The organism is Nocardioides sp. NBC_00850, from assembly GCF_045207335.1.
Lineage (GTDB): Bacteria > Actinomycetota > Actinomycetes > Propionibacteriales > Nocardioidaceae > Nocardioides.
Genome location: NZ_CP108845.1, coordinates 3,901,740 through 3,927,192 on the forward strand (window position 1 = coordinate 3,901,740; position 25,453 = coordinate 3,927,192).

21 protein-coding genes are annotated in these 25,453 nt (G+C 69.6%); 16 read left to right on the top strand and 5 right to left on the bottom strand.

The genetic code is table 11. The annotated features are described in order from the left end of the window. Positions 1-68: 68 nt before the first annotated feature. A complete protein-coding gene (gene pcaD / locus OH802_RS18935) occupies positions 69-851 on the top strand; it encodes a 3-oxoadipate enol-lactonase (RefSeq protein WP_406021002.1) in 783 nt (260 codons plus the stop codon). A 17-nt stretch (positions 852-868) separates the two neighbouring features. Here pcaD and OH802_RS18940 read toward each other — a convergent pair whose 3' ends face one another. Then, positions 869-1,609, bottom strand: coding sequence for an SDR family NAD(P)-dependent oxidoreductase (locus OH802_RS18940; protein ID WP_406021004.1), 741 nt, complete (start codon positions 1,607-1,609; stop codon positions 869-871). 63 nt (positions 1,610-1,672) lie between these two features. On the opposite strand from OH802_RS18940, the gene OH802_RS18945 reads away from it, so the two are divergent. Continuing rightward, entirely contained in the window at positions 1,673-2,062 is a 390-nt protein-coding gene (locus tag OH802_RS18945) for a winged helix-turn-helix transcriptional regulator (protein WP_406021006.1), read from the top strand. Between the two features lie 4 nt (positions 2,063-2,066). On the opposite strand, the gene OH802_RS18950 is transcribed toward OH802_RS18945, so the two are convergent. Then, on the bottom strand, positions 2,067-2,522 hold the full coding sequence (locus tag OH802_RS18950; protein ID WP_406021008.1) for a nuclear transport factor 2 family protein: 456 nt from the start codon (positions 2,520-2,522) through the stop codon (positions 2,067-2,069). A gap of 13 nt (positions 2,523-2,535) precedes the next feature. After that, positions 2,536-3,021, bottom strand: a complete 486-nt coding sequence (locus tag OH802_RS18955) for a nitroreductase/quinone reductase family protein (RefSeq protein ID WP_406021010.1) — start codon at positions 3,019-3,021, stop codon at positions 2,536-2,538. A gap of 46 nt (positions 3,022-3,067) precedes the next feature. Here OH802_RS18955 and OH802_RS18960 point away from each other — a divergent pair, with 46 nt between their 5' ends. From OH802_RS18960 to uvrB, 7 genes are all read left to right on the top strand, one after another. Continuing rightward, a complete protein-coding gene (locus tag OH802_RS18960) occupies positions 3,068-3,952 on the top strand; it encodes a TIGR03619 family F420-dependent LLM class oxidoreductase (protein WP_160023369.1) in 885 nt (294 codons plus the stop codon). Then, complete coding sequence (locus OH802_RS18965; RefSeq protein WP_406021013.1) at positions 3,949-5,115, top strand: hypothetical protein; 1,167 nt, start codon at positions 3,949-3,951, stop codon at positions 5,113-5,115. The genes OH802_RS18960 and OH802_RS18965 overlap by 4 nt, the downstream gene beginning before the upstream one ends. Before the next feature lie 79 nt (positions 5,116-5,194). Continuing rightward, positions 5,195-7,561: a serine/threonine protein kinase gene (locus OH802_RS18970; RefSeq protein ID WP_406021015.1), complete on the top strand. Its 2,367-nt coding sequence runs from the start codon at positions 5,195-5,197 to the stop codon at positions 7,559-7,561. Positions 7,562-7,601: 40 nt separating this feature from the next. Continuing rightward, positions 7,602-8,396, top strand: a complete 795-nt coding sequence (locus tag OH802_RS18975) for an SDR family oxidoreductase (protein ID WP_406021017.1) — start codon at positions 7,602-7,604, stop codon at positions 8,394-8,396. Then, positions 8,389-9,543, top strand: a complete 1,155-nt coding sequence (locus OH802_RS18980) for a sulfotransferase family protein (protein ID WP_406021019.1) — start codon at positions 8,389-8,391, stop codon at positions 9,541-9,543. The genes OH802_RS18975 and OH802_RS18980 overlap by 8 nt, the downstream gene beginning before the upstream one ends. Before the next feature lie 72 nt (positions 9,544-9,615). Beyond that, a complete protein-coding gene (locus tag OH802_RS18985; protein ID WP_406021021.1) occupies positions 9,616-11,310 on the top strand; it encodes a phospholipid carrier-dependent glycosyltransferase in 1,695 nt (564 codons plus the stop codon). 10 nt (positions 11,311-11,320) lie between these two features. Then, positions 11,321-13,462 (top strand): excinuclease ABC subunit UvrB, encoded by a 2,142-nt coding sequence (gene uvrB, locus OH802_RS18990; RefSeq protein WP_406021023.1) that lies wholly within the window; start codon positions 11,321-11,323, stop codon positions 13,460-13,462. 149 nt (positions 13,463-13,611) lie between these two features. Here the strand turns inward: uvrB and OH802_RS18995 are convergent, their stop codons facing one another. Next, entirely contained in the window at positions 13,612-14,802 is a 1,191-nt protein-coding gene (locus OH802_RS18995) for a macrolide family glycosyltransferase (RefSeq protein ID WP_406021025.1), read from the bottom strand. 146 nt (positions 14,803-14,948) lie between these two features. Here OH802_RS18995 and OH802_RS19000 point away from each other — a divergent pair, with 146 nt between their 5' ends. The 4 genes from OH802_RS19000 (at position 14,949) to OH802_RS19015 (ending at position 21,560) form a co-directional block, all read left to right on the top strand. Beyond that, entirely contained in the window at positions 14,949-16,574 is a 1,626-nt protein-coding gene (locus OH802_RS19000) for an ArnT family glycosyltransferase (protein WP_406021027.1), read from the top strand. A gap of 9 nt (positions 16,575-16,583) precedes the next feature. Beyond that, positions 16,584-17,888: a nitrate/nitrite transporter gene (locus OH802_RS19005; protein ID WP_406021029.1), complete on the top strand. Its 1,305-nt coding sequence runs from the start codon at positions 16,584-16,586 to the stop codon at positions 17,886-17,888. A gap of 94 nt (positions 17,889-17,982) precedes the next feature. Further along, entirely contained in the window at positions 17,983-19,533 is a 1,551-nt protein-coding gene (locus OH802_RS19010) for an ArnT family glycosyltransferase (RefSeq protein WP_406021031.1), read from the top strand. 41 nt (positions 19,534-19,574) lie between these two features. Continuing rightward, positions 19,575-21,560, top strand: coding sequence for a phosphocholine-specific phospholipase C (locus OH802_RS19015; protein ID WP_406021033.1), 1,986 nt, complete (start codon positions 19,575-19,577; stop codon positions 21,558-21,560). On the opposite strand, the gene OH802_RS19020 is transcribed toward OH802_RS19015, so the two are convergent. Next, on the bottom strand, positions 21,557-22,174 hold the full coding sequence (locus OH802_RS19020) for a DUF1707 domain-containing protein (protein ID WP_406021035.1): 618 nt from the start codon (positions 22,172-22,174) through the stop codon (positions 21,557-21,559). The genes OH802_RS19015 and OH802_RS19020 overlap by 4 nt on opposite strands. 129 nt (positions 22,175-22,303) lie before the next feature. Between OH802_RS19020 and OH802_RS19025 the strand changes: the two genes are divergently transcribed. Genes OH802_RS19025 through OH802_RS19035 form a run of 3 tightly spaced genes read left to right on the top strand, consistent with a single transcriptional unit; the run spans position 22,304 to position 25,451 of the window. Beyond that, positions 22,304-23,560, top strand: coding sequence for a glycosyltransferase family 4 protein (locus OH802_RS19025; protein ID WP_406021037.1), 1,257 nt, complete (start codon positions 22,304-22,306; stop codon positions 23,558-23,560). A gap of 3 nt (positions 23,561-23,563) precedes the next feature. Further along, positions 23,564-24,331, top strand: a complete 768-nt coding sequence (locus OH802_RS19030) for a class I SAM-dependent methyltransferase (RefSeq protein ID WP_160023381.1) — start codon at positions 23,564-23,566, stop codon at positions 24,329-24,331. Between the two features lie 7 nt (positions 24,332-24,338). Beyond that, on the top strand, positions 24,339-25,451 hold the full coding sequence (locus tag OH802_RS19035) for a prenyltransferase (RefSeq protein WP_406021039.1): 1,113 nt from the start codon (positions 24,339-24,341) through the stop codon (positions 25,449-25,451). The last annotated feature ends 2 nt before the right edge of the window (positions 25,452-25,453 follow it).

Consider the following 25,453-nt stretch of genomic DNA (forward strand, 5'->3'; position numbering starts at 1 on the left):
CCGGGCGTATCAATCGCCCGCGAATCGATACTTCCCAACAACAGGTCGGCGATCCTAGATTCTCGGGCATGGACGCCACCTACGAACCCATCCGAGTGCACCACGTCGTCTCGGGCCGGCCGGACGGTCCGGTGGTGGTGCTGTCCAACTCGTTGGGGGCGACCCACGCGATGTGGGACGAGAACCTGCCCGACCTCGAGCGGCACTTCCGCGTGGTGCGCTACGACACCCGGGGACACGGTCGCTCGCCGGTACCTCCCGGCCCGTACTCGATCGACGACCTGGCCGACGACGTCGTCGCCCTCCTGGACCGCCTCGGTGTCCAGCGGGCCCACTTAGTGGGCCTCTCGCTCGGTGGCATGACCGGGATGCGCCTCGCCACGCGCAACCCCGAGCGCGTCGACCGCCTCGTCCTCCTGTGCACCGGAGCACATCTGACCCCTTCCTCCGCCTGGCACGACCGTGCCGCCACGGTGCGAGCCGACGGCACTCAGGCCGTCGCCGAGGCGGTCGTCGCCCGCTGGTTCACGCCGGGCTTCCTCGAGGCGAACCCCGAGGTGAAGGCGACCTGCGAGGCCACGGTCGCTGCCACCCCGGACGAGGGCTACGCCGGCTGCTGCGAGGTCATCGCCGCGATGGACCTGCGCGGCGACCTCCCGGCGATCACCGCCCCGACCCTGGCCATCGCCGGTGCCGACGACCCCGCCACGCCGCCCCCGCACCTGGAGGCCATCGCCGATACCGTCCAGGACGGCCGGCTCCTGGTGGTCCCCGACTCGGCGCACCTGGCCAACGCCCAGCAGCCGGAGATCATCACCCGCGCCATCATCGACCACCTCGAGGCGCGTTGACGGACCCAGGAGCGATGTCAGCCCTCTGCCGGGTCCTGCGTGAGCACGTCGAAGACCACTTCGTCCTCGGTTCCTGAGGCCAGGCGCCAGACCGCGCCGGCGAGCTCGTCAGGGTCGAGAGTGGCGTAGGGGGCGGGGGTGGCGGGGTCGGTGAGCATCCGGTGGATGTCGCCGCGCTCGATCAGGCCGCCGACGACGAGGGAGCCGACGTGCACTCCGTCCTCGGCTGCGGCGGCGGCCAGCGTGCGGGCGTAGGTGCGCAGGGCGCCTGAGGCCGGGGCGTAGGGGCCGAGGAAGGGCAGGGGGACGAGTGCGCTGAGCCCGGAGACGTACACCAGCGCGCCGCGGCCGCGCGAGCGCATCGTGGGGAGGGCCAGGTTGGCCACCTCGACGGCCGGTTCGAGGGTCTCGGCCATGGCACGTCGGATGTCGGCAGGCTGGGTCTCGAGGATCCCGACCGTGGGTGCGCTCAGGTTCTGGGCGCCGGGGCCGTGGTAGACGACGTCGATCGGTCCGAGAGCCGCCGTGATCTCCGCGAGAGCATTCGCCGCGGCGCCTGGAGCCCGCAGGTCAGCGGCGACCGCGACAGCGGGTACGCCGCTCGCCGACAGCTCCTCCAGGTAGCCCGGGTGCCGGTCCGTGCTGCGTGAGACCAGCCCGACGGCGTACCCCTCCTTGGCGAACCTCCTCGCCACCGACATTCCGAGGCCGGGGCCGGCGCCGAGGACCGCGATCGTGCTCATCTTCTTCTCCCTCATGGATAGGTTGCTGATGTCAGCAACCCTCGCCGCCGAGCGGCGTTCGCGGAAGAAGGCACTTCAATGTCAGATGGGAACACCGATGTGCCCCGGCACATCGTGAGCGCGGCGCTCGGGCCAGGACTGCCGGCGAAGGTCCCGGCGGGTGAGTACGAGGACTGTCCGGTGACGCAGGCCGTGCAGATGCTCGGCGACAAGTGGACGCTGCTGATCGTGATGATGCTGGCCGAGCGCCCGCATCGCTACAACGAGCTGCGGCGCCGGGTCGAGGGGATCAGCCAGCGCATGCTCACCCGGACGCTGCGCGTCCTGGAGGAGGAGGGGATCGTGACGCGTACGGTCTTCCCGACGGTGCCGCCGGGTGTGGAGTACGGACTGAGCGAACGCGGCCGGGAGCTGTTGGTGCCGCTCTCCGGGCTCGCGGACTGGGTGATCCGGGGTCGCGCGGCCTGAGGGTTCAGAAGCCGCGGGTCCAGAAGACCTCCTCGTGGAGGTGGCGCGAGCGCCAACCCTCCGGCGTACGCACGAAGAAGTGGCGGTAGCGACCGCCCACCTCGACGACGCGCTCGCCGCCGGACCCGTCGGAGATGACCATCGGGTTGTCGAAGTACGCCACGACCTCTGCCGAAGCGAAGCCTGAGGCATCCGGTGCCGCGCCCTCGTCCGTGAACGTGATGCCGACCTGACCGATGGTGTGCAGACGCTTCTGGGAGAACGCGGGCAGCATCTCGGCGAGCCACTTCTTGACCTCGGCGAGCTCGCCGACCGTACCGCCGGACTCGGAGTAGTCGATCGTCGCGTCGGCGGCGAAGACCGTGTCGAGCGCGTCCCAGTCGCCGTCGTCGACGGCCAGGGTGTAGCGGGTCAGTGCGTCGGTGATCTCGGCGCGGTCGATCAGCTCTTGAACGTCCATGAATGTCTCTCCTTCAGCGGGGCGAGAGGACGATGACCGGGATCTCCCGGTCCGTCCAGGTCTGGTAGGTCTCGAAGTCGGCGTACGTCTCCAGCAGCCGCGGCCACAGCGCGGCCCGCTCCTCGGAGTCGGCGACGCGTGCCCGGACGAGCCGGCGCCCGCGACGAGGGACGCGGACCGCCACGTCGGGCTGAGCGCGCAGGTTGGCGACCCACTGCGGGTCCTTCGGAAGCCCGCCCTGGGAGCCGACGACCACGAGATCGGAGCCCGAGCGCATGAACAGCAGGGGAGTGGTGAAGGTGCGGCCCGACTTGCGGCCGATGTGCTCGAGCAGTAGGACCGGAGCGGGCTTGCGCCAGCCGGCCATCACCCGCCACGTGCCGCCGATCCGGCCGTTGGTCAGCTTGAACAGCGCGGTGTTGGCGCGGGCGGCGTACTTGATGAATCTCGCCGTCAGCGGCGAGTCGAGGCCTGCGGGACGTTCGAGAGAAGGCGACATGACGAACACTCTGGCAGAAACTTAGAACGCGTTCTAGTGTTGGCACATGCGCTTCACCTATGCCGAGGCAATGACGCAGGCCGACTACTACGCACCGCTCGCCCAAGCGGCGGAGGCCGCCGGCTACACCAGCATGACGGTGGCCGACAGCCTGATCTATCCCGAGGAGTCCGACTCCACCTATCCCTACACCGATACCGGCGACCGGGAGTTCCTGCAGGGCAAGGAGTTCATCGAGGCGTTCATCCTGTGCGCCCATCTCTTCGCGGTGACCACGACGCTGCGCCTGACGCCGTTCGTGGTGAAGCTGCCCGTACGCCCGCCGGTGCTGGCCGCCAAGCAGGCCTCGAGCCTCGCCTTCCTCTCCGGCAACCGGCTCGGACTCGGCGTCGGCCTGTCCCCGTGGCCGGAGGACTTCGCCGCCCTCGGCGTCGACTGGAAGCGCCGCGGCAAGCGGATGGACGAGTGCATGGACATCCTGCGCGGCCTCACCGATCCCTCCGGCGACTTCTTCGGCTATGAGGGCGAGTTCTACGAGTTCGCCCCGCTCCAGCAGCGCCCCGCGCCGACCGAGAAGATCCCGCTCCTCGTCGGCGGTCACGCCGACGCCGCACTGCGCCGAGCGGTCCTCAAGGGCGACGGCTGGATGCACGCCGGCGGCGACGGTGAGGAGCTCGACCGCCTCCTGGTCCGCCTCGCCGAGATCCGGCGCGAGGAGGGTGACACCCGGGACGATTTCGAGGTCCACGTGATCAGCTACGACGCGTACGACCTCGACGGGATCAAGCGGCTCGAGGACAAGGGCGTCACCGACTGCATCGTCGGATTCCGCGACCCGTATGTGAAGGGCGCCGACCCCGAGCCGCTGGAGAAGAAGATCAAGCACCTGGAGTGGTACGGGGAGAACATCATCGCGAAGGCTGCACAGTGACCGAACAGAGCGCGGCGTACGGCCTGACCGAGCCGCTGCAGCGGGCGATCGCGGAGGCGGAGGAGCTGATCGCGAACGCGCAGTTCATCCGCACCGAGGCAGACCGGCTCGAGGGATATGAGTATCTCTCCGGCCGGATCCGGATGGCGATGCAGACGGCGTTCGACTACGACCTCGAGCAGCCGCTCTTCGTGAATCCGACCCACCAGTTCTCCAAGCAGGGTCTCGACAACCCCGACGCCATCTACTTCAACGCCTACCTGCGAGAGGGCGTCGAGTACGTCGTCCGCGGGCGGCGCGGGACGAGCGCCGACCTCTCCTTCCAGGTGATGGGCGGCGCCTACACCGCGGACTCCGCCGCGACCAGCCTGATGGCGTTCGACGACCGCAAGCTCCAGCTCGACGACAACGGGTCCTTCGAGTTCACCTACACCGCCGAGCCGGGCGCGAAGACCCTGATCGTGCGCGAGGTCTTCAACGACTGGGACACCGAGACCCGCGGCACGATCACCATCGAGCGCCCCGACACCCTCGGCCGGCCGCGCCGCCCGCTCACCCAGGAGCTGCTCCGGAAGAAGTACGAGGTCGCCGCCCGGTCGCTGACCGGCTCGATACAGACCTGGTTCGCCTTCCCCCAGTTCTTCCAGTACAAGGAGCCGGTCAACACCCTCACCTTCCCGGCCCGGACGCCGGGCGGGCTGGAGTCGCAGTTCTCCTCGATCGGTCACTACGAGCTGGCCGAGGACGAGGCGCTCGTGGTGGAGGTACCGCGCTGTGACGACTGCAGCTACCAGGGCATCCAGGTCGGCTCCGACTGGTACGCCTCGACCGACTACGAGACCCACCAGACCAGCCTCACCAAGGCCCAGGCCGTCACCGATCCCGACGGCGTGATGCGCTTCGTGATCTCCGAGCACCCACCCCTGGATGGCAAGCCGATCGCGAACTGGCTCGAGACCACCGGCCACCGCACCGGCTCGCTGATGCTGCGCTGGCAGCGGCTCGAACGCGACCTCACTGCCGCCGACGGGCCCGTGGTGCACAAGGTGGCCATGGATGACGTACGCGACCTGCTGCCGCACACCGAGACGTTGAGCCCCGGGGGGTATGCCGAGCGGATCACTGCACGTCAGCGGTCGGTTGCGCGCAGGATGCTTAGCTGAAGCGGTAAGCCCGAAGCCATTCAATTCAGCTGAGGAGGGGGCGCGACGCGAAGGCGTAGGACGCCTATGCTTGCCGCCCATGGCCAGTCCCCACCACGAGCCACCGACGATCCCGGGCTTCCGTCATCGTCGGCTGATCGGCGCAGGCGGCTCCTCCGAGGTCTTCCTCTACGAGTGGCCGCAGGAGAAGGTCGACGTCGTCGTCAAGGTCTGGAACGACCGGCTCAGCGGCGAGACCCAGGACGCGCTCGCCAAGGAGACCAAGGAGGTCGCCGAGCTCGCCGCCCATCCCCATGTGCTGCCGCTGCACGCTGTCGGCGTCAGTGACGACGACCGGTGCTTCGTGGTGATGGATCATCGCGCCGGGGGCGATCTGCAGGCCCGCTGGCAGCGCGAGCGGCTCTCGGTCGCCGAGGCCTTGAGCATCACGATCAAGATCGCGGGCGCGCTCGACGTCGCCGCTCGGCACGGGATCCTGCACGGCGACGTCAAGCCGGCCAACATCCTGCTGACCAGTGGCGGTGAGCCGCAGCTGGTCGGCTTCGGAGGTCTCTCCTCGGCCGGGCGCCCCGGCGGCACCGATTCGACCTCGCTGCCGTGGATGGCTCCGGAGATGCTCTCCGATCCGCCCGAGCCGAGCGGCTGGGCGGACATCTGGAGCCTGGCCGCGACCTGCTACACGCTGTTGGCGGGACGTACGCCGTTCGAGGGGCCGGGCGGTGGCAACGCCCCCGCGGCGCTGTCGGAGCGGATCCGGGAGTACGACCCGCTGCCCATCGAGCGCGACGACGTCCCGGCGTCGTTCGACGAGGCGCTGCGCAAGGCGATGTTCAAGCGCCGGGCCGGACGGCACTGGAGTGCCGCCGACTTCGCCAAGGCTCTCCAGGCGGTCGAGGAGGAGCTCGGGCTGACGGTCACGCCGCTCGCGGACATGTCCGAGCCTCGGGACGATGTGATCGAGGTCGCCGAGGTCGCTCCGGACCCGGTCGTGTCGCCGACCGAGTCGCCGGGGGCGGGGGACACGGCCGAGGTGCCGATCGTCACCGGCCCTGTGATCGAGCCCGTGATCGAGCCCGTGATCGAGCCGGTGGCGGCACCCGTGATCGCCCCCGCGCCGGTGCTCGACCAGACCGACGACGACGTCCTCGGACACCGGGCCGACGTCGACCGGCTGGCCCGCCTGCTCGCCTCCGCGCGCACCCAGCTCCCGATCTCGGTCGCCGTCCAGGGACAGCCCGGCAGCGGCCGGTCGACCTTCCTGCGGAAGGTCCAGGAGCGCATCGAGTGGCTCGCCGAGAACGACGAGACCTACCCCGCCCGCACCACCCACGTACGTATCGACGCCCGCCAGTACGCCGAGGGAGACGTGGCGGGCGCGGTGCTCGAGAGTGTGCGGAGCGCCGGGAAGAGCGAGCCGCCGCCGCTGGTGGCGAAGCATCAGGCCGCACAGCGGCGGACCGCCGAGCTGCGGGCCGCGCTCGCGGGCGTACCGGAGGACGACGGGCACCGCGGGAAGCGGCGCGCGCAGCCGATGAGCACCACGATGGCCCTGGCGGCCATGGACCGTGAGGTCGCGGCCTACGAGGCAGCGCTGCGGGCAGCCCCGCCCGGACCACCGCCGCGCCCGCCGGCCGGCTCGCCGAGAGGGCCGGTGGCGAGCCGCACCATCGTCTACGTCGACGACCTGGACAGGTGCGACCCGGCCACGGCGGCCGGGGTGCTGCAGGCGATCGACGAGCTGAGCAGCCAGGAGGGTGTCGCGGTTGTGGCGGCCGTGGACGCCCAGACGCTGCGTCGAGCGATCGGGGGCCGAGTGGCGGAGCCCGCGGCGTACCTCTCCCGGGTCTTCGACGTGCCGTTCGGGCTGCGGGCGTTCGCGGGTGACCCCGCGGTGCGGTTCATGCGGTCGCTGATGCGTCAGGCGGTGCCGTCGTGGCCGGCCGCGCTGGCCGCCGGCACGGGCGATCGGACCGGGCGTACCAGTCCGGTCGAGAGCTTCGAGATGACCCCGGGCGAGGCGCTGTTCGCGAGCGAGCTGGCCAGGTTCTGCCCGACGCCCGGAGCGGCCCGGAAGCTGCTCGCGGTCTATCGGCTGGCGCGCACGGCCCCGGTGGCGAGCGTGAGCACCGAGCCGGCCGGCCACCAAGCCCTCGGGATCCTGATGGCGATCCTGGTCGGGGCGCCGGCGCAGGCCGTCCAGGTGCTCGGGGCCGTCGTCGAGTCGCTGGCGGCGGGCGAAGACGGGACGACGTTCCGGAAGCTGCTCGAGAAGGTCGCGCGCGAGCACACCGCGGGCTGCGGGCGGGCCACCTGTGGCTCGTGCGCCGACTGGTCCCGTGTGCTCCGTGCCCACGCCGACCTCGTCAGGGCTCAGCAGGTGCCGCAGGAGGTCGGGGCGTACGCCGCCTGGGTCGACGAGGTCGCCAGGTTCAGCTTCCCGACCTGACCCCTTCCGCAAAAGTGAAACACGTTCTAGTCTAGGCGCCATGACTGGACTCCTGGATGGCAAGGTCGTCGTGCTCTCGGGGGTCGGCCCCGGCCTCGGCCGCTCGCTGGGCGAGCAGGCTGCGCTGATGGGCGCCGACCTGGTGCTCGCCAGCCGCACCGAGAAGCGACTGCAGAAGATGGCCGGCGTCATCGAGGAGCATGGACGACGTGCGCTGGTGGTGCCGACCGACATCACCGACGAGGATGCGCGCCGACACCTGGTCGACGCCGCGCTGGAGGAGTTCGGGCACGTCGACGTGCTCCTCAACAACGCCTTCGGCATCCCGCCGATGGATCCGCTCACCCAGATCCCGCTCGACGCGCTCCGGCTGGCCCAGGAGTCCAACGTGTACGCCCCGCTTCGGCTATCGGCGCTCTTCGCCGACACGCTCGCGGCCACCCCGGACAAGCCGGGTGGCGCGATCGTGATGATCAACTCCGCGGTGCTCTACCAGAGCCAGCCGGAGTTCGCGGGCTACAAGCTCTCCAAGGGCGCCCTCGCCCATCTGGCCTCCTCGCTGGCCACCGAGCTCGGCCCGCGCGGCATCCGGGTCAACTCCGTCGCGCCGTCCTACATCTACGAGGACGTCAACAAGGCCTACTTCGACTGGATGGCCTCGGAGTCGGGGCGTACCCACGAGGAGGTGTACGCCGAGAAGGCCGCTCCCACCGACCTGAAGCGCCTCGCCACCCCCGAGGAGGTCGCCCGGGCGGCGCTGTTCCTGGGCAGCGATCTGGCCTCCGCGGTCACCGGGACGGTGCTCAACGTGGACTGCGGGGAGTTCCATGACTGAGGCGGCGCCCCGTGAGCGGGCGGATGTCGGGACGTACGAGGACATCTGCGCCGCCGCTGTCCGCACCACCGGGCTGAGCACCTTCGGCGGGACCGACCACGAGGAGGGGCTTCGGCTCCTGGTCGAGGACCTCGCCTCGCCCGAGGCCGGGCTGACCCCGGTCGGCAACTACTTCCATCGGTCCCAGGTGAAGTCGGCCCTCGTGGGCCGGCTCATGACGCAGGCCCGGCTCGCGGAGTTCCCCCAGCACCAGGACGTACGCATCGAGCGTCCGATCTTCGTCACCGGCCTCGTCCGCACCGGCACCACCGCCCTGCACCGGCTCCTGGCCGCCGACCCCGCGCACCAGGGTCTGGAGACCTGGCTGACCGAGTTCCCCCAGCCACGACCTCCGCGCGAGACCTGGGCGCAGGACCCGGTCTTCAACGCCCTGCAGGGCGCCTACCGGCAGCACCACGTCACCAACCCCGAGTTCATGGGGATCCACTACATGGACGCCACCAGCGTCGAGGAGTGCTGGAGGGTGCTGCGCCAGAGCGGCAAGTCGATCTCGTTCGAGTCGCTGGCCCACGTCCCGCGCTACTCGGCCTGGCTGGCGAAGCAGGACTGGCGCGATGCGTACGAGCTGCACCGCCGCACCCTGCAGCTCATCGGGCTCAACGACACCGACAAGCGGTGGGTGCTCAAGAACCCCTCGCACCTGGTCGCCCTCGAGGCGCTGATGGAGGTCTACCCGGACGCGCTCGTGGTGGTCACCCACCGCGACCCGGTCGTCTCGGTCGCCTCCGGCTGCTCGCTCTCCGCCGAGGCGACCACTGGCATGTCGACCACGTTCGTCGGGGAGACCATCGGCCAGACCCAGCTCGAGATGCTCTCCCGCTCGTGGCGCTCCTTCGGTGAGACCCGGAAGCGGTACGACCCGGCGCAGTTCCTCGACGTCGACTACCGCGGGTTCGTCAAGGACCCGGTCGGCACCGTCGAGAACATCTACGCCCACTTCGACATCCCCTGGAGCGACGCGGCGCGAGCCGAGGTCTCCCGCATCGACGCCGAGTCGCGTTCGGGGAGCGCCCGGCCCAAGCACGCCTACAGCCTGGCCGACTACGGGCTGACGGAGGACGAGGTTCGCCAGGCGTTCACCCTCTGATTCCGCACGGCGTCCACCACTGCTCCATCGAGGTGTCCTACGGTTCGACGCGAGCTCACGGGGGTGCGGCTCATGACGCCGTCCGACCACGGGAGCCATGTGATGAGCCATGCCGCTGCGGTGCTGAGCGCCGAGCCGACGGACGCGCCCGCCAGGCCGTCGGCCAGACTGGTCACGGTGCTCGCCCTGCTGGCCGCGTTCGCGGCCTCGATGAGCCTCTACGTCGCCACCACCCAGGCGCTGTCGTACCACGCGCGTGACGAGGGCCCGAACGCCTCGTACGCCATCTCGCTCCACGCGGGCGACCTGCCCACGATCGACACGCCTGTGGCGCACGATCGGGACCGCTTCCCGCAGATCACCCGGGGCGCGAACCGGGAGGAGTTCGATCGCCACCGGTTGATCTGGACCGCCAACCACCCGCCGCTCTACTACCTCCTCGGCGCGCCATGGGTCGCCCTCGCCGACGCGCTCGACAGCCCGCAGGTGCTGATCGCCGGGATGCGGGCGATGAGCGCTCTGGCGTACGCGGTGCTGGTGTTCCTGGTCGGGCTGATCGCCTTCGAGGTCACCCCACGGCGCCCGGCCGCCGCGATGCTCGCCACCGCGATCACGGCCTCGCCGGCGGTGCTGGCGATCGCGGCGGGGTTCATCATGAACGACAGCATGGCGGTGGCGGCCTCGTCGCTGACCGTGCTCGCGACCCTGCGCATCCTCCGCCTCGGGGTCACCCGGAACCGGATGATCGTGATGGCTGTCGCCGGCACCCTGGCCGCCGCGACGAAGGCGCCCGGCGTGATCACGGTGATCATGTGCGGTGCCGCGCTCGGGGTGACGCTGCTGCTTCGCGACCGCACCTGGAAGGGCTTCCTCCGGGCGACCTGGCTGACCGCGATCGCCACCGGGGTGCCCGGCCTGGCGATCGGCTGGTTCTACGTACGCAACATCGTGCTCTACGGCGATGCGACCGCGAGCTCGGCGCTCTTGGAGCGCTACCAGCGGGTGCAGGTCGACACCTGGTTCGAGGTGATGACCGCGCCGCGCTTCTGGCACGGCTGGTACGACCACCTGTGGGTGCCGATCCAGCTGCGCGGCACGTCGCTGCACTGGGTGATCGACGCCATCACCTTCGTCGCTCTGCTCGGACTGGCCCTGGGGGTCGTCGCGCGTCTGCGGGACCACGGTCGCGAGCGGGGTCTCGTCGTCAGCGCTCCCCGAGTCCCCTCGGTGGCGACCGTCGGTCTGCTCGTGCTGATCGCGCACGCCTTCGTCATCATCGTCAACCTCGCCCAGTTCCGCTCCGGCGGCGGCAACCCGCACGAGCGCTACCTGATGACGATCATGCCGCTGGTAGCGATCGTGCTCTCGGTCGGCCTGCTGGCCATCGTCGACGCGCTGCCGTGGGGCGAGATCCGTCGGCGTGAGGAGATCGCGGCAGTGCTGATCTCGGCGTTCCTGGTGGGGATGGCGGCCGCCACCTTCGCCGTCTGGGTGCGCACCCAGATCCGTCTCGGGGTCGATCTCATGCTTCCCGAGATCCGACCGGTGCCGTACGTCATTCTTCTAGTTGGCGCATTCTGTGCGCTCGCTGCCCTGCTCCTCCCGCTCGCCTGGCGGCCGCGTGGTGATGCTCCGGGAAACAGCACGGGTCTCGACCCGCTTCGCGGGTTCGCAAGCTCACCCGCTGCGCTCGCTCGACCTTCTCGCGTTGCGCCGTCGCTCGTTCCTCGCGACGGCGCAGGCTCGAATGTCGGTGGTCCCGCGTAGCCTGGTTGTCATGCGTCCTGTCACCGATCTCGAGCGTCGTGTCGCCCCGTTCAAGGTGGTCTCCGACTACCGGCCCTCGGGCGACCAACCCGCCGCGATCGCGGAGATCACCAAGCGGATCGAGGGCGGCGTCAAGGACGTCGTCCTGCTCGGCGCGACCGGCACCGGAAAGACGGCGACGGTCGCCTGGACCGCCGAGCAGCTGCAGCGCCCGCTGCTGGTGCTACAGCCCAACAAGACCCTCGCCGCTCAGTTCGCCAACGAGCTGCGCCAGCTCTTCCCGGACAACGCGGTCGAATACTTCGTCTCCTACTACGACTACTACCAGCCTGAGGCGTACGTCCCCCAGACGGACACCTACATCGAGAAGGACTCCTCGATCAACGAGGAGGTCGAGCGGCTGCGCCACTCGGCCACCAACTCGCTGCTGACCAGGCGCGACGTCATCGTGGTCTCGACCGTCTCCTGCATCTACGGCCTCGGCACCCCGCAGGAGTACGTCGACAGGATGCTCCGGCTGCGGGTGGGGGAGGAGCACGACCGCGACTCGATCCTGCGGCGACTGGTGGAGATCCAGTACACCCGCAACGACCTCTCCTTCACCCGGGGCACGTTCCGAGTGCGCGGCGACACCCTGGAGATCTTCCCGGTCTACGAGGAGCACGCGGTCCGGATCGAGTTCTTCGGCGACGAGATCGAACGGCTGATGACGCTGCACGCCGTCACCGGAGAGGTCCTCACCGAGGACCAGGAGCTCTACGTCTTCCCCGCGACCCACTACGTCGCCGGCCCCGAGCGCATGGAGCGCGCTATCAACGGCATCGAGGCCGAGCTCGACCAGCAGCTGAGCACCTTCGAGAAGCAGGGCAAGATGCTCGAGGCGCAGCGGCTGCGGATGCGTACGAACTATGACATCGAGATGATGCGCCAGGTCGGGTCCTGCTCCGGGATCGAGAACTACTCGATGCACATCGACGGCCGTGAGCGGGGCTCGGCGCCCAACTGTCTGCTCGACTACTTCCCGGAGGACTTCGTCCTCGTTGTCGACGAGTCCCACGTCGCGGTCCCGCAGGTCGGCGGGATGTACGAGGGCGACATGTCCCGCAAGCGAAACCTGGTCGAGCACGGCTTCCGGCTGCCCAGCGCCCAGGACAACCGCCCGCTGAAGTGGGAGGAGTTCCTGGAGCGGATCGGCCAGACGATCTACCTCTCCGCGACCCCGGGCAACTACGAGCTGGACCTGGTCAGCCGCGACGGCGGCGACCCTGATGTGGTCGAGCAGATCATCCGCCCGACCGGCCTGATCGACCCCGAGGTGATCATCAAGCAGACCAAGGGCCAGATCGACGACCTGATCGGCGAGATCAACGACCGGGTCGCCAAGAACGAGCGCGTCCTGGTCACCACGCTCACCAAGAAGATGTCCGAGGACCTCACCGACTATCTCCTCGATGCCGGGATCCGCACGCGATATCTCCACTCCGAGGTCGACACGCTCAAGCGGATCGAGCTGCTCCGCGACCTGCGGCTGGGGGAGTACGACGTCCTGGTCGGCATCAACCTGCTCCGTGAGGGTCTCGACCTTCCCGAGGTGTCGCTGGTCTCGATCCTCGACGCGGACAAGGAAGGCTTCCTGCGCTCGGACAAGTCGCTGATCCAGACCATCGGCCGTGCGGCCCGAAACGTCTCCGGTCAGGTGCACATGTACGCCGACAAGATCACCCCCTCCATGGAGTCGGCGATCGAGGAGACCAACCGCCGCCGCGCGATCCAGACGGCCTACAACGAGGCCAACGGCATCGACCCGCAGCCGCTGCGCAAGAAGATCGCCGACATCACCGACATGCTCGCCCGCGAGGAGGAGAGCACCCAAGAGCTGCTCAACACCTGGGCTGGCACCGAGGCCAAGGGCCGCGCCGGCAAGACCGCTGCCAAGTCCCCGACCCCGATGCTCGGCGACGCCGCCCGCGAGGCCCGCGAGCGCGGCCTCGTCGGCCTCCCCTCCTCCGACCTGGCCCAGCTCATCGGCGACCTCACCGAGCAGATGAAGGGCGCCGCCGCCGAGCTCCAGTTCGAGGTCGCCGCCCGTCTGCGCGACGAGATCTCCGACCTCAAGAAGGAACTCAGGCAGATGATGGAAGCAACGAAGTAAAACCGCTGGTCGAGCCGCCGGAGCCGCTAGGCGAAGGCGTGTCGAGACGAACACGGTCCCATCGGCGCTCGATGGGACCGTGTTGGTCTCGACCCGCTCGCTCACCCGAGGGTCTGAACGAAGTGGCCCTCGACCAGCGGGGTGCTGGATCAACCAGCGAGCATGGACTCGATCAGGTCCGCGGCGCGACTGGTGCCGCCCTCGGCGATCGCGTCGGCACGCAGCTGAGCCGAGCGCGCGGCGCGGTCGGGGTCGTCGAGCAGCTCGAGCAGTGCCGTACGCAGTGCAGCGGCAGTGACGTCCTCGGCGTCGATCCGGCGGGCGACGCCGAGCTCGACGAGACGGTCGGCGTTCATGAACTGGTCGACCGCCTGTGGGACGGCGACCATGGGGACGCCTGCCATCAGACCCTCGCTGCTTCCACCCATCCCGGCATGCGTGACGAACGCGTCGGCACGGGCGAGGACGGCGCGCTGCGGCAGCCAGGAGTGGACCTCGACGTTGCCGGGGAGGTCGCCGAGGTCGGCCGGGTCGAGCTGGGTGCCGATCGACATCACGACGTGCCAGCCGGGGAGGGCGGCGTACGCCTCGATGCAGGCGCGGAAGAAGCCCGCGTCGGCGGTGTAGGCCGAGCCGAGGGAGACCAGCAGGACGCGATCGGCGCCGGCGGGGCGGGTCCAGGTCTCGTCGGAGTCGAGCGCGAAGCACGGTCCGACGAAGGTGACGACCTCCTCGTCGACCTTGTCGGCGTTGGGCTGCATCGCCCGCGGAATGAGGGCGAGGGCCCGCTTCGGTGCCCCGGCGAACGTCTCCGGGTCACGAGTGCTTGCCCCGGCGTCCGCGAGCCAGGCCCGGAACCGGTCCAGGTAGCCGCCGTAGCCCGGCAGCTGCCGCACCTGGGCACCGACCTCCTCGGCGTACCCGTCCCAGGCGACGAACGTCGGCGAGAGCTGCACGAACGGACGCTGCTGCTTCTCCGCGAGAGCCCGGGCGGCATAGCCGCCGATGTCGTAGAGGTAGAGGTCGGCCGGCTCGGCTCCGTAGAACGCCTCCAGATGCGGGAGCACCTGAATGGCGTCATCGAGGAATACGCCCATCCCGGCGACCGGGTCCTCGGGCCAGAGCCGGTCCTCGACGGGCAGCACCGTCGGCACCGGAACCAGCTCGGCCCCGGTCGGCTTGATCGCGTCGGACATCGACTCGTGGGTGGCGTAGGTGACCCGGTGGCCGCGCGCGACCAGCTCCTTGATCAGCTCGACACTCGGCAGGAGATGGCTGATCGCGGGGGAGGCGACCATGGCGATGTGGTGCGGCGACGACCGCTGCGGTGAAGTAGTCATGACACCTCCGGACGCTATCGGCCCGTCAAGGACCGATGCGACCGAGTTTTGCGTCAACCTTCGCTCACCCTCCCGTCGCGTGCTGTTCACCGCCCGTGAGCCGTGGCTCGTGTGTCTCGTCAGTTTCGGCGATTACCGTCGTTGGCGTGACTGTTCCACGGGTCTCGATGTCCCAATCCACGATCTGCGTCCTGCTGCTGGGTGTGCTCGGCTTCGCGATGAGCGCCCAGGTGGCGATCGCGATGCCGGCCCTGTTCAAGGCCGACGAGCGGGCCCATGCGGCGTACGCGGTGGCGCTGTCCCAGGGGACTCTGCCGACGATCGACACCGACATCCCCGACGACCCGGCGCGCTACCCGCAGCTGGCCGAGAGCCTGTTCGGGGCCGATGAGGCTCACCGCGACATCTGGGTCGCCAACCACCCGCCGCTGTTCTACGCGATGAGCCTGCCGCTGGTCTGGCTCGGCGACGCGGTCGGATCGCCGGGCCTGACGCTGCTCGGGATGCGGCTGCTCAATGCCCTCGGGTTCGCATTGACCACGATCATGGTCGGCCTGCTGGCGCGCGAGCTGGTGCCACGACGCCCGGCGGTGCCGGTGATCGCCTCGGCGATGTGCATCGGCTGCGGCGCGATGACCTTCGTGGGAGGCGGGATCTACAACGACGGCTGGTCCTCGGCGGCGGCGTTCATGACCCTCTATCTCGGGTTCCGGATGATCCGCCGGGGAGTGACCCGCGAGCGCCTGATCGCCGCGGCCGCGGTCGGTGTCGCGGCCGCCGGGTTCCGCTCCACCGGCCTGGTCGCGGTCCTCTTCCTCGGCGTCTGCGTGCTGGTGGCCATGTGGCTGCGGGAGCCGTCGCTGCGTACGTTCCTGCGCGGTACGTTCTGGCGCGCTGTCGGGATCGCGGCCTGTATCGGGATGGCGCCGGTGGTCGTGTTCGGCTGGTTCTACGTGCGCAACATCCAGATCTACGGTGACCCGACCGCGTCGGGCTCGCTCTTCGAGAAGTTCGGGCGCGAGCCCAACGGCACCACCCTGTTCCAGCTGGTCAACCCGGAGTTCTACGGGCATCTGCTCGGCAGCCTGTGGACCGACGGCAACATCGCCAACACCTGGAGCCAGGCGGCCGTCATCGTGCTGACGCTCACCGTGGTCGGCCTGGTGCTCGATGCCGCCGCGAAGGCCAACCCGCGTCGTACGGGAGTCCTGCGGCGCATCCAGCTCGCCCCGCAGAGCACGATGCAGCACCGCCAGGACCTGGCCATCTGGGCGCTCCTGGGTGGCTACTGCCTGCTGATCCTGGTCAACGTCGCCGGCTTCATCGCCGGGGGCGGCTGGATCCATGCTCGCTACGCGGTGCCGTTCCTGCCGTTCCTCGCCGCCGGCGCCGGGATCGCCGCGCTGCGCCTGGGACGGCTCCTGCCGCTGCGGATCCCGACCGGCTCGCGCACCGGCGTCACCGCGATCGACGAGGCGCGCGACCTGCGTATCGGCCTGGGTGTCTCGCTGGCCTTCATGGTCGTCGGCCTGGTCTGCCACCTCGACACCGAGCAGTACGTCGACGGGCCGGTCAGCAGCACCTTCGCGCTCGTCGCCCTGGTGGCCGCCGACCTGGTGATGTTCGCGGTCGCCGCGTACGTCGCCACCGAGCTGCGCCGGCGGATGCGGCCGAGCACCTTCGACACTCCCCGCACTCTCGCCGCGCCTGTGACCGAGATCGCGCGTCCACGCCAGGACGCCCGTACCTCGACGGGCCAGCAGGCAAAGTAGCCTCTCTATGTGAACGAGCACGATCCCCAGCAGACAACACGAGCATGGGTCGTGTGGGGTATCGCCCTCGCGGTCTACGGCTTGGCCGTCTTCCACCGCAGCAGCCTCGCGGTGGCCGGTCTGGTGGCGACGGAGCGCTTCGGGATCGGCGCCGGACAGCTGGCGACCTTCGTCATGCTGCAGCTGCTCGTCTATGCCCTCATGCAGGTGCCGGTCGGACTGCTGGTCGACCGGTTCGGTTCGCGTACGGTCCTCTCCGCGGGTGCCCTGATCCTGGCGGTCGCTCAGGTGGGTTTCGCGTTCGCGGACTCCTACGCGCTGGCTCTGCTCGCACGTACGTTCGTGGGGATGGGCGACGCGATGACGTTCATCTGCGTGCTGCGCCTGGTCCCGTCGTGGTTCCCGCGTCGACGGGTGCCGCTGATCAGCCAGCTGACCGGCACCGTCGGACAGCTGGGCGCGATCGCGGCCGCGGTCCCGATGACGTGGGCACTGAGCCATCTCGGCTGGACCCGGGCCTACCTCACGGCCGCGTTGATCGGCCCGGTGCTTCTCGTGCTGCTGCGCCTCTTCGTCCACGACGGACCCGGTGACCGGCACCGCCGAGGCACCACCCTCAAGCCGCGCGAGCTCAGCCGGAGCCTGATGGCGTCCTGGTACCAGCCGGGCACCCGCCTCGGGTTCTGGATCCACTTCTCCACCCCGTTCAGCTCCCACCTGATGGGGCTGCTGTGGGGCTTCCCGTTCCTGGTGACCTCCGAAGGGCTCTCCGACACCCTCGCCGGCACCCTGCTCTCGGTCACCGTCGTCGCCGCCCTGGCCGCTGGTCCGGTGATGGGCATCCTCGCCGGACGCCACCCGTGGCACCGCTCGACGGTGGCGCTGACGATGATCGCCGCGCTGGTGTCGGTGTGGACGCTCGTGCTCGCCTGGCCGGGCGAGGCGCCGCTGCCGGTGCTGCTGCTCCTGATGGCCGTGGTCGGCTTCGGCGGACCCGCCTCGATGATCGGCTTCGACGTCGGCCGCACCAGCAACCCGCCCGCGCGGATGGCGAGCGCCAGCGGGATCATCAACCAGGGCGGCTTCGTCGCGGCGCTGCTCGTGATCGTGCTGGTCGGCTGGATCCTCGACTGGCGTACGCCGGGGGCCTCGACCTCCTACACGCCGGAGGCGTTCCGCTGGGCGATGTCGGTGCAGTACCTGTTCTGGGGCCTCGGGGTGGTGCAGATCTGGCGTCACCGGCGCGACGTGCGGCGGCGTACGACCAGGGAGCAGGTCGCCTCTGGCTCCTCGATGGTCGCCGACCGAGGCTAGGCCCGATAGGGAGCGAAGAGTTTTCGCCCACTCGTCACCTGAGCGCAAACCACGACGGCGGCTGAACGACGTCTGGGCCCACTAGCTTGTCGAGGTGCTCACGCCCTCGCGCTCGCTCTCCCAGGTGACCTTATGCCTGCTCCTGCTCGGGGTGCTCGGCTTCGCGATGAGTGCGCAGTACGCGATCGGGATGCCGGCGCTGCTGAAGGCCGACGAGAAGCAGCACGCTGCCTACGCCATCGTGCTGTCCCAGGGCGTCCTGCCCACGATCGACACGAACACACCTGCCGACCCGGTGCGCTACCCGCAGTTCGCCGAGGCGCTCTTCGGTCTCGACGAGCCGCGCCGCGACATCTGGGTCGCCAACCACCCGCCGCTCTTCTACGTGATGAGCCTGCCGCTGGTCTGGCTCGGCGACGCCGTCGGCAACGTCGGGGTGACCCTGCTCGGAATGCGGCTGCTCAACGCGCTCGGCTACGCGCTGAGCATCATCCTGGTCGGGCTGCTGGCGCGCGAGCTGGTGCCCAGACGTCGGGTGGTCCCGGTGCTCTCCGCGGCGATGGTGCTCGGCTGCGGTGCGGTGACCTACGACGGGGGCGCGATCTACAACGACGGCTGGGGCACGGTCGCCGCCTCGCTGACCCTGCTGCTCGGCTTCCGGATGGTCCGCGAGGGCGTCACCCGGGACAGGCTGATCTGGGCGACGGTCGCCGGCGTCGCGGCGGCCAGCTTCCGCTCGACCGGCCTGGTGGTGGTGCTCGTGCTCGGCGCTTGCGTGCTGGCCGCACTGTGGCTGCGCGACCCGACGCTGCGTACGTTCCGCCGGGGTGTGGTCCTGGCGATCCGGATCGGGCTGGCGCCGGTGGTGGTGATCGGCTGGTTCTACGTACGCAACATCGTGCTCTACGGCGACGCGACCGCCTCCGCGGCACTCTTCGAGAAGTTCTCCCGCCAGACCCACGGCGACACGCTCTTCCAGCTGGTCAACCCGGAGCTCTACCTCCATCTGTACGGCTCGCTGTGGGCCGATGACGTGATCCCGAAGATCTGGATCCTCGCCGCCGCGGCCACGCTGGCCGTCACGGTCACCGGCATGGTGCTCGACGTCAACGCGAAGGCCCGGCCGAGACCGGACGGGCTGATGCGCCGCGTCGTGATCGCCGGGCCGGAGCAGACGCCGCTGGAGCGCCGGCTCGAGCTGGCCGTGCGGGTGCTGATGGGGATCTACTGCGTGATCATCGTCGTCAACCTGGCCTCGTTCCACGCCGGCGGCGGCTGGATCCACGCCCGCTACGCGGTGCCGTTCCTGCCGGTGATCGCGGCGCTGACCTCGCTCGCGATCCTGCGGGTCGGCCGCCACTGGGTGCGCGGCGTCGATGAAGAGGGAGTGGATCTGCGCATCACCCTCTATGCCAGCGTCGGGTTCATCGTCTCGGCGATGGTCGCCCACCTCCACATCCAGCAGCGGATCGACGGACCGGCCGACGCCTCCTGGCTGTTCGCGCTGATCGCGGCCGACCTGGTGATGTTCGTCGTCGCCGCGTACGTCACCGCGCAGCTTCGCCGCCGGCTGCGCCCGGACGGCGAACTCTTCGCCCGCCGGTCATCTGGCGACCAGTCACCTGTTGCCGCGGCGAACATCTGAGCCGCGATGGTGGCCGTCCACCCCCACGTCAAGGAGCTTCTGTGGTTGACATCGATCGTCGTCGGTTCCTAGGTCTCGCCGGCGGCGCAGCCGCGCTGACCATGCTCGACCAGAGCATCGCGCGAGCCGCCTCCATCCCCGCCGCCCGCCGGACCGGCACGATCCGGGACATCGAGCACGTGGTCGTCCTGATGCAGGAGAACCGCAGCTTCGAGCACTACCTGGGCACCCTGCGCGGCGTACGCGGCTTCGGCGACCCGCACCCGGCGATCCTGCCCTCGGGCAAGCCGGTGTGGCACCAGCCGAACGGTGACGGCGAGCTGCTCCCGTTCCACCCCGAGGTCGACGACCTGGGCGCCGCCTTCCTCGAGGGCCTCCCGCACGGCTGGACCGACGGCCAGCAGGCGATCAACGGCGGTCGCTACGACCAGTGGGTGCCGGCCAAGGGCACCACCACGATGGCGTACCTCCAACGGCAGGACGCCGCCTTCCACTTCGCGCTGGCCGACGCGTTCACGGTGTGCGACGCCTACTACTGCTCCTTCATCGGCAACACCGACCCCAACCGCTACTACATGCTCTCGGGCTGGACCGGCAACGACGGCAAGGGCGGCGGGCCGGTGCTCTACAACGACGAGGCCGGCTACGACTGGACCACCTACGCCGAGCGGCTCGAGAAGGCCGGGGTCAGCTGGAAGGTCTACCAGGACGAGGGCACCGGCCTCAACGCCGAGGGCGACAACTGGTGGGGCTGGACCAAGGACGCCTACATCGGCAACTACGGCGACAACTCGCTGCTCTACTTCAACAGGTTCCAGGACGCCCAGCCCGGAGACCCGCTCTTCGAGAAGGCTCGCACCGGCACGCGTGCGATCGACGGCCAGGACTACTTCGAGATCCTGCGTGCGGACGTCGAGGCCGACAACCTGCCCTCGGTCAGCTGGATCGCGGCGCCGGAGGCGTTCTCCGAGCACTCGAACTGGCCGACGAACTACGGCGCCTGGTACATCGCCAAGGTCCTCGACGCGCTCACCTCCAACCCCGAGGTGTGGGCCAAGACCGCGCTGTTCATCACCTACGACGAGAACGACGGCTTCTTCGACCACCTGGTGCCGCCGCACATCAACAGCCCGCTGGTGCCGGGGGAGTCGACCGTCTCGACCGAGAACGAGCTCTACACCGGCTCCCACGGCGACGGCCACTACGGCCTCGGGCCGCGGGTGCCGATGTTCGTCGTCTCCCCGTGGAGCGTCGGCGGCTGGGTCTCCTCGGAGACCTTCGACCACACCTCGATCCTGCGGTTCATGGAGAAGCGCTTCGGTGTCGCCGAGCCCAACATCACGCCCTGGCGTCGCGCCGTCTGTGGTGACCTGACCTCGGCCTTCGACTTCTCCCGCACCGCCGAGCCGCCCGCGCTCCCTGACACGAGCGGGTGGGAGCCCGCCGACCGCGAGCGTCACCCGGACTACGCCCCGGAAGCGCCGGCGAACGGGACGATGCCGACGCAGGAGCGCGGCACCCGCCCGGCTCGTCCGACCCCCTACCGGCTCGAGGTCGTCGAGACCGCCGCCGTCGGCGAGATCGCCGTCGAGATCCACAACACCGGCAGCGTCGGCGCCCACTTCCAGGCTCGGCTGCTCGCCCCGGAGGGTGCGCCGCACAGCTACACCGTCGGCGCCGGCGACACCCTCTCGGTGCGCTGGCCGGTCAGCGGCGACTACGAGATCCACCTGCACGGGCCCAACGGGTTCTTCCGCTCCTACACCGGCACCGCAGGCGCCGACCCCGCGCCCGCGAACCTGCGGCGGGAGGGCCGCTCGCAGCGACTCACCGTGACCGCGCCCCGCAAGGCCGAGATCACCAGTGCGTACGCCGGCCCGATCCGCTCCCGCCACCTGGACACCCGCGCCACCGGGGGCTGGTACGACCTGACCCTCACCGTCCCGGGCACCACCTGGGCACGCGGGTTCGCCGGCCACCTGGAAACCGGACGTCCCTCCGTGAGCGACCCGCAGCTGGGCGCTTAGGTGGGATCGCCGGGCCGGTCCTTTTCGGGCTGGGCCGGCGGGTCGAGGATCGGGGCAGCTGTCTCGGGGGCTGCCTCGATCTCGGCCTTGGCCGCCTTCTTCGCCGCCTTCTTGGCGGCCTTCTTCTCGAGGCGGTGCACCTCGCGCTGGACGATCGCCTCGCGGCGTACGCCGGTGCCGACCAGGTTCACCACCAGGAACAGCATCGGGTAGATCGGCCACGGATGCCCGTCAGGGGCTGCGGTGAACAGCCAGATACCCCAGGTGATGAGGCTGACCATCAAGAAGGTGGCGATCGCCTCCTGGAGCTCCTTGCGGTACGCGGCCGCGCCCTGCTCGCGGAAGCCGAGGGTCTCGGGCAGGTTCGCTCCGGGTTCGCCGGGAGCGGGTTCGACGATCCCCAGATCGTCCACGAGCCCGGGCAGTTCCCCGAGCGTACGGGCCTCGAGCAGGGTGCCGATTCGCTCGTCGTGCTCCTCGCGGGTCAGCCTGCCGTCGGCGAAGGCATCGGCGAGAACGTCGCGCACAACCTCCCGATCGGCATCGGAGGCGCGCATGCGTGCGTTGTCGGCCTGCCTCGGGTCGAGACGGAACCGGGTCCAGAAACCCTCCACACCACCAGCCTAGACGCCAAGCCCGACACCGTCTGTTGAAGCGCCTGCATTAGAGTGACTCGCGCTGGCTACCTGCTAGTATAGAACACGTTCTAGTTTTGCTCTGCCTAGGTTTGAGGGAGGTGGCGGATGCGGATCGCTCTGCTGTCGTATCGCAGCAAGCCGCACGTCGGCGGTCAAGGCGTCTATATCCGCCATCTGAGTCGGGAGCTAGCCAAGCTCGGGCACACCGTTGAGGTCTTCTCCGGTCAGCCCTATCCCGATCTCGACCTCGTAGGGGAGGGCGTCACCCTCACCAAGGTGCCGAGCCTGGGCCTCTACGAGGAGCCCAACCCGTTCGGCAACCCGAAGCTCTCCGAGCTCCGCGACCTGGTCGACGTCGAGGAGTGGGCCCGGATGCGTACGGGCGCCTTCCCCGAGCCGCTGACCTTCGCCAAGCGCGTCCTGAAGGTGCTGAAGGAGCGGAAGGACGACTTCGACATCGTTCACGACAACCAGACGCTGGCCACGCCCCTGCTGAGCATCGAGCCCGAGGTCGGTCTGCCGCTGGTGACCACGATCCACCACCCGATCTCCTTCGACCGACGCATCGAGCTGGACAGCGCGGTGGGCTGGAAGAAGAAGTTCGGCGTCTGGCGCTGGTACTCGTTCGTGAAGATGCAGGCGAAGGTCGCCTCGCAGCTGCGGCACGTGATCACGCCCTCGGACAACTCCAAGCGCGACATCCTCACCGACTTCGGCGTCCCCTCCGAGCGGGTGCAGACCGTGCATCTCGGCGTACCGGAGGAGTTCGTCCCGCCGACCGGACCCCGCATCCCGGGCCGGATCCTGGCCATGGCCAGTGCCGACGCCCCGCTGAAGGGCATCGCCTTCCTGCTCGAGGCCTTCGCCAAGCTGCGTACCGAACGTGACCTGGAGCTGGTCCTGGTCTCCAAGCCCAAGAAGGGCGGTCCGACCGAGCAGCTCATCGAGAAGCTCGCGATCAAGGACCACGTACGTTTCGTCAACGGCATCTCCGACGCCGAGCTCGTCGAGCTGATGGGCTCCGCGGAGATCGCCTGCGTGCCCTCGCTCTACGAGGGGTTCTCGCTGCCCACCGCCGAGCTGATGGCGTGCGGCACCCCGCTCGTCGTCTCCCGCGCCGGTGCGATCCCCGAGGTCGTCGGCCCCGACGACCTGTGCGCGAAGCAGGTCACCCCGGGGGAGACCGAGGAGCTCGAGCAGGCCATCGCGGCGCTGCTCGACGACCCCGAGCGCCGGGCCCGTTACTCCGCCGCCGGACGCGCCCGGGTTGAGGAGCACTTCTCCTGGCACGCCGTGGCCGAGCGGATGACGGCCCTGTATCAGCAGTCCATCGACGAGTTCACCACAGACGAGAGGAAGTGAGCCGTGCTCACCGTTGACTTCGACCGCCTTGGCCTTCAGGCCGGAGAGCGCGTGCTCGACATGGGTGCCGGCGGTGGCCGGCACGCCTTCGAGATGTACCGCCGCGGCGCCGACGTGATCGCGTTCGACCAGGACGCCGAGGAGCTGGCCAAGGTCAGCGACTGGTTCTTCGCGATGCGCGACGAGGTCCCTGAGGGCGCGAACGCGGAGGTCAAGGAGGGCGACGCCCTGTCGCTGCCCTTCGCTGACGGTGAGTTCGACCGGATCGTGGCCGCCGAGGTGCTCGAGCACATCCACCGCGACGTCGACGCGATCAAGGAGCTCGTCCGGGTGCTGCGTCCCGGTGGCACCCTCGCCATCTCGGTGCCGCGGTGGCTGCCCGAGGTCGTCAACTGGAAGCTCTCCGAGGACTACCACAACACCACCGGCGGCCACATCCGCATCTACACCGACCACGAGCTCATCGACAAGGTCACCAAGGCCGGCCGGCCCAACGACGGCACGCCCGGTGAGGCGATGATCTTCGAGGGCAAGTCCTACGCCCACGGCCTGCACGCGCCCTACTGGTGGCTGAAGTCGGCCGTCGGCGTCGACAACGACAAGCACGTCCTGGTGAAGGCGTACCACCAGATCCTGGTCTGGGAGATCATGAAGAACCCGCTGCCGCTGCGCCTCGCCGGGAAGGTCCTCGACCCGATGATCGGCAAGAGCATGGTTCTCTACTTCCGCAAGCCGGGCCCCATCGCCACCGACCCCACCTCGGCTGCCTGATTCGCGGATGAGAGTCGAGATCCCGTACGTCGACGGGGTGCTGACCCCTGCCCAGATCGTCGCCACGGCCGGGTCGATCGCCCGCGCTCAGGAGGCGTCGGGCGCGATCCCGTGGGTCCCCGGTCAGCACACCGACATCTGGAACCACGTCGAGGCGGCCATGGGCCTGCTCGTCGGTGGCCTGGTGGAGGAGGCCGAGGCTGCGTACGACTGGATCCCGTCCCTGCAGAACGGCGACGGGTCCTGGCCGATGAAGATCGTCGCCGGCTCGGCGGTGGAGACGATCGGCGAGTCCAACATGTCGGCCTACTTCGCGGTCGGGCTCTGGCACCACTGGCTGATCCGTCGTGACCGTACGTTCGTGGAGCGGCTGTGGCCCTCGGTGCGCGCCGGACTCGACTTCGTGGTCGGCCTGCAGCTGCCCTTCGGCGGGATCGCGTGGACCCCGCGCGACCCGTTCGCGCTGCTCACCGGCTCGTCCTCGATCTACCAGTCGCTGCGTGCCGGGGTCGCCTTGGCAGACCTGATGGACGACCCGCAGCCGGAGTGGGAGATCGTCGGCGGCAGGCTCGGTCACGCCCTGCGCCACCACCGTGACTCGTTCGAGGACAAGTCGCACCACTCGATGGACTGGTACTACCCGGTCCTCGGCGGCGCCGTCGTCGGTGCCGACGGGCACGACCTGATCGCGTCGCGCTGGGACCATTTCGTACGCCCCGGCCTCGGGGCTCTCTGCGTCGACACCAACCCGTGGGTGACCGGCGCGGAGACCTGCGAGCTGGCGATGGCGCTCGACAACATCGGCGACCACCGCCGCGCGCTCCGCCTGCTGACCGAGATGCAGCACATGCGCGCGGACGACGGCGGCTACTGGACCGGCTGGGTCTACGAGTCGCCCGACTACCCCAACCCCAACCCCAACGCCTACTGGCCCGAGGAGCACTCCACCTTCACCGCCGCCGCCGTCATCCTGGCCGCGGACGCGCTGGGGGAGCGCTACGGCGGGTCCACCCCGGGCTCCGCCATCATGCGCGGCACCTCCCTCGCCGCTCCGTTCGAGGAGCTGGCGCTGGAGTGCGGGTGCGAGACGAGTTCGGCTGGGATACCCCGATCGATGTGACT

Coding starts and splice junctions, on each gene's coding strand:
- OH802_RS18950 (WP_406021008.1), bottom strand. CDS start 2,522: ATGGACGTTCAAGAGCTGATCGACCGCGCCGAGATCACCGACGCACTG.
- OH802_RS18960 (WP_160023369.1), top strand. CDS start 3,068: ATGCGCTTCACCTATGCCGAGGCAATGACGCAGGCCGACTACTACGCA.
- OH802_RS18940 (WP_406021004.1), bottom strand. CDS start 1,609: ATGAGGGAGAAGAAGATGAGCACGATCGCGGTCCTCGGCGCCGGCCCC.
- OH802_RS18995 (WP_406021025.1), bottom strand. CDS start 14,802: ATGACTACTTCACCGCAGCGGTCGTCGCCGCACCACATCGCCATGGTC.
- OH802_RS18980 (WP_406021019.1), top strand. CDS start 8,389: ATGACTGAGGCGGCGCCCCGTGAGCGGGCGGATGTCGGGACGTACGAG.
- OH802_RS18975 (WP_406021017.1), top strand. CDS start 7,602: ATGACTGGACTCCTGGATGGCAAGGTCGTCGTGCTCTCGGGGGTCGGC.
- OH802_RS19025 (WP_406021037.1), top strand. CDS start 22,304: ATGCGGATCGCTCTGCTGTCGTATCGCAGCAAGCCGCACGTCGGCGGT.
- OH802_RS18955 (WP_406021010.1), bottom strand. CDS start 3,021: ATGTCGCCTTCTCTCGAACGTCCCGCAGGCCTCGACTCGCCGCTGACG.
- OH802_RS18945 (WP_406021006.1), top strand. CDS start 1,673: ATGTCAGATGGGAACACCGATGTGCCCCGGCACATCGTGAGCGCGGCG.
- OH802_RS18970 (WP_406021015.1), top strand. CDS start 5,195: ATGGCCAGTCCCCACCACGAGCCACCGACGATCCCGGGCTTCCGTCAT.
- OH802_RS19035 (WP_406021039.1), top strand. CDS start 24,339: ATGAGAGTCGAGATCCCGTACGTCGACGGGGTGCTGACCCCTGCCCAG.
- uvrB (WP_406021023.1), top strand. CDS start 11,321: ATGCGTCCTGTCACCGATCTCGAGCGTCGTGTCGCCCCGTTCAAGGTG.
- pcaD (WP_406021002.1), top strand. CDS start 69: ATGGACGCCACCTACGAACCCATCCGAGTGCACCACGTCGTCTCGGGC.
- OH802_RS18985 (WP_406021021.1), top strand. CDS start 9,616: ATGACGCCGTCCGACCACGGGAGCCATGTGATGAGCCATGCCGCTGCG.